This window comes from Massilia sp. P2_C2 (genome assembly GCF_056404615.1).
Window position 1 is genome coordinate 1 of sequence record NZ_JBFUDR010000459.1, and the last position, 3,515, is coordinate 3,515.

General features: G+C 69.8%; 4 protein-coding genes. 2 read left to right on the plus strand and 2 right to left on the minus strand.

Annotation, left to right across the window (positions count from 1 at the left end):
- A partial coding sequence (locus tag AC1DYX_RS29310; RefSeq protein WP_477265463.1) for a hypothetical protein occupies positions 1-214 on the plus strand: 214 nt, incomplete at its 5' end.
- A gap of 205 nt (positions 215-419) precedes the next feature.
- The gene (locus AC1DYX_RS29315) at positions 420-2,402 is read left to right on the plus strand and encodes a sialate O-acetylesterase (RefSeq protein WP_477265465.1); all 1,983 of its coding nucleotides are present in this window, start codon (positions 420-422) and stop codon (positions 2,400-2,402) included.
- Between the two features lie 3 nt (positions 2,403-2,405).
- On the opposite strand, the gene AC1DYX_RS29320 is transcribed toward AC1DYX_RS29315, so the two are convergent.
- Positions 2,406-3,209, minus strand: coding sequence for a LytR/AlgR family response regulator transcription factor (locus AC1DYX_RS29320; RefSeq protein WP_477265467.1), 804 nt, complete (start codon positions 3,207-3,209; stop codon positions 2,406-2,408).
- Positions 3,206-3,515, minus strand: a 310-nt coding sequence (locus AC1DYX_RS29325; protein ID WP_477265469.1) for a sensor histidine kinase, incomplete at its 5' end; no start/stop codon positions are given. The genes AC1DYX_RS29320 and AC1DYX_RS29325, both read right to left, overlap by 4 nt.

Consider the following 3,515-nt stretch of genomic DNA (forward strand, 5'->3'; position numbering starts at 1 on the left):
CGCCGGTTCTCCGTATTCGGCCGCGATCTACGTCGTGGGCACGATGAACGGCGTGTGGGGTATCTACCACTCCGACGATGGCGGAGCGACCTGGGCGCGCTACAGCGATGACGCGCACGAGTACGGCGGCATCGGCGTGATCGCGGCGGACTGGAATACCTATGGGCGCATCTACTTCAGTGGTACCGGCCGCGGCCTGATCTACACCAACTGATAACCACGAACGTCAACGTGGTCAATGACCGCCGCGGTGTCGGGAAGGCGCCGCGGCGGTGTCGGCGTGTATGCATGTGGAAAGTGTTCACATAACTTAATACAATATGAATGCAGGCGGACCGGCCCGCTCATCCAATGAACTGCGCAACCACCTGCGCAACCACCTGCGCATCCACAGCGACAACCACGACGAACCACGAGACATGAACAAGACATCAACGATGGCAGTGCCCCTGCTGGCATTGGCCGCTGCCTGCGCCTGCGCACCCGCCCAGGCGGCCAGCCTGGGCTTCGCCGGCATCTTTTCCGACCACGCGGTGCTGCAGCGCGACCAGCCCATCGCCGTCTGGGGCACGGCCGGCGCCGGCCGCAAGCTCGCGGTCACGCTGGGCGGGCAGACGGCCACCGGCAGCGCCGATGCGCACGGCAAATGGAAGATCCAGCTGCCGCCGCAGCCCGCCGGCGGGCCGTACACGCTGACGGTCGCGTCGGATGGCCAGACGGTCAGCCGTGCCGACATCCTCGTCGGCGACGTCTACCTGTGCTCCGGCCAGTCGAACATGGAATTCCCGCAGAAAGCGTCGACCAAGACCAACGGCGCGACACACGACGCGCAGGAAGACCGGATCCGCTACCTGAACGTCCCGCGCAACAGCGCGGCGCTGCCGCAGGACGAGTTCAACGGCCCGGTGGCATGGACGCCGCTGTCGGCGGAAACGGTGGGCGACGCGTCCGCCGTCTGCTACTACATGGCCCGTGCGCTGCAGGCGCAGTACAGGATTCCGGTCGGCTTCGTCCAGGCCAGCTGGGGCGGCTCGACGATCCAGGGCTGGATCGGCGCCGAATCGCTGCGCACGGTCGGCGACTACAAGGCCGGCATTGCCGCCGTCACGCAATACGGCACCGACCTGCTGGCCGCCATGCGCGCCCAGGATGCGCGCACGGAGGCGTGGTGGCGCGCGCACGACCCGGCCGCGGCCGCGCAGCGTGCGTACGTCGCGCCGGATTTCGACGACGGCGCCTGGTCTACCGTGACCCCGAGCGGCTCGTGGAAGGACAGCGGCGTGGACGGCTTCAAGGACTTCGACGGCGTGAGCTGGTATCGCACGTCCGTCACGCTGACGGAGGCACAGGCGAAGGCCGCGAACGCGCTGCACCTGGGCCCCGTCGACACCTACGACACCACCTGGGTCAACGGCACGCGCGTGGGCGGCGCGAACTTCGCCTGGATGTGGCGCGACTATACCGTGCCCGCAGGCGTATTCAAGCCGGGCCGCAACGTGATCGTGATGCGCGTGCTGAACACCGGGCAGGGCGGCGGCCTGTCCGGCTCGCCGGCCCAGCGCACCGTCGGCCTGAAGGACGGCCAGGCGCTCCCGCTGCCGGCCGTGTGGAAGGTCAAGCGCGGCAGCGCCCTGAAAGGCCTGGTCGTGCCGCCGGCGCCGTGGGACAACCTGACGAGCCTGACCACGCTGTACAACGGCATGATTGCGCCGCTGGTCGGCTACAAGTTCAAGCTGGTCGCGTGGTACCAGGGCGAGGCGAATGCCGGCGAGGATGCGGCGAATCCCGGTGGCCCGCAGGAATACCGCACGCTGCTGCCGCTGTTGATGCGCGACTGGCGCCAGCGCTTCGGCCAGCCGGCGCTGCCGTTCCTGGTCGTGCAGCTGACGTCGTTCAACTCGGTGGCGAAGGCGCCGGGTAATTCCGGCTGGGCCGAGCTGCGCGCCGCGCAGGCGGATACGGTGGCGCATGACGCCCATGCCGGACTCGCCGTCACGCTCGACGTGGGCGACCGCTTCGACATCCACCCCACGCAGAAGACGATCGTCGGCGAGCGCCTCGCGCGCGCGGCGCGCGCGGTCGCGTACGGCGAAAAGATCGCGCCCGGCAGCCCGACCGCGGTCGCCGCGCGCCGCGCAGGTAGCGACATCGTCATCGCGTACAAGGATACGGGCGGCGGCCTGGTGACGTATTCGGCAGACCGCGCCATCGGCTTCGAGGTCTGCGCGGGCAAGACCTGCCGCTATGCCGACGCGCGCGTGAACGGCGACACGGTCGTGCTGCCCGGCGCGGCCAAGCCGGACGTCACGCGCGTGCGCTACGCCTGGGCCGACGCGCCGTTCGTGAACCTGTTCGGCGCCGACGACCTGCCGGCCGCGCCGTTCCAGCTCGACGTGCGCTGACGTTCACATTTGCCGGAACAGGTGCGCGAACAGCGGGCTGACGCGTAGCGTGTCCGGCCGGTTGCGCAGGTGCAGGGTCAGCTTGCCGGCGTCGTCGCGGCTGGCGCTCGCCACGTGGCGCAGGTTGACGATGGCGCCGCGGCTGATCTGGCGGAACTGGTCCGGGTCGAGCTGCGGCAGCAGGTCCTTCAGGCTCAGGCGGATCAGCGCATCGCCTTCGCCGCTCGCCACGTTGACGTATTTGTCGAGCGCCCGGAAGTACGCCACGTCCTGCACGGGGATCATGCGGATGATGTTGCCGACGGCCGCGCGGATCACGGTCAGGCGCTCCGCCCCGGGCTGCGCCGGCAGCAGGGCGCGCATCTGTTCGACCAGCCGGTCCAGGGCGTCGTCGCCCGCCGGCGCGGCGGCGGGAGCCGTGCGCGCCTGCAGGCGCTCGACGGTGCGGGCGAGGCGGTCATCGCTCACCGGCTTCATCACGTAGTCGACGGCGGCCTGTTCGAACGCCTGCACGGCGTAGTCGTCGTAGGCCGTCACGAACACCACGTGCGGAAACGAACGCGGGCCGTCCCAGCGTTCGGCCAGTTCCTGCGCCGCTTCCAGGCCGCTCTGGCCCGGCATCTTGATGTCCAGGAACAGAATGTCCGGCCGCAGGGCGAGCGCCTGCTCGACGGCCGCGACGCCGTTCGGCGCGGTGCCGGCGATGTCCAGTTCGGGCCATAGCCGGCGCAGGGTGGCGGCGAGCGTGGCGGCGAGGATCGGTTCGTCCTCGGCGATGAGGGCACGCGGTTGGGTCGTCGTAGTCATGCGGTCTCCAGGGGAAGCGTCAGGCGGGCCAGCACGCCTTGCGGATGAAAGGGAATCAGGGTCAGGCCTGCGCGCGGGCCGTACAGTGCCTGCAGACGTTCGCGCGTCGTGTTCACGCCGACGCCCGTACCCTTGGCGGCCGTCCGCGTGTCGTCGAGGCCGAGGCCGGTGTCGCTGACGCAGATCTCGAGCAGGCCGGCGCGCGCGCTCGCTTCCACGGTCACGGTGCCCCCGTCGATCTTCGGCTCCAGGCCGTGGATGATGGCATTCTCCACCAGCGGCTGCAGCAGCATGGCGGGCAGCCGC

Excerpts from the sequence above, each read along its gene's own strand:
- AC1DYX_RS29315 (WP_477265465.1), top strand. The coding sequence starts at position 420 with ATGAACAAGACATCAACGATGGCAGTGCCCCTGCTGGCATTGGCCGCT.
- AC1DYX_RS29320 (WP_477265467.1), bottom strand. The coding sequence starts at position 3,209 with ATGACTACGACGACCCAACCGCGTGCCCTCATCGCCGAGGACGAACCG.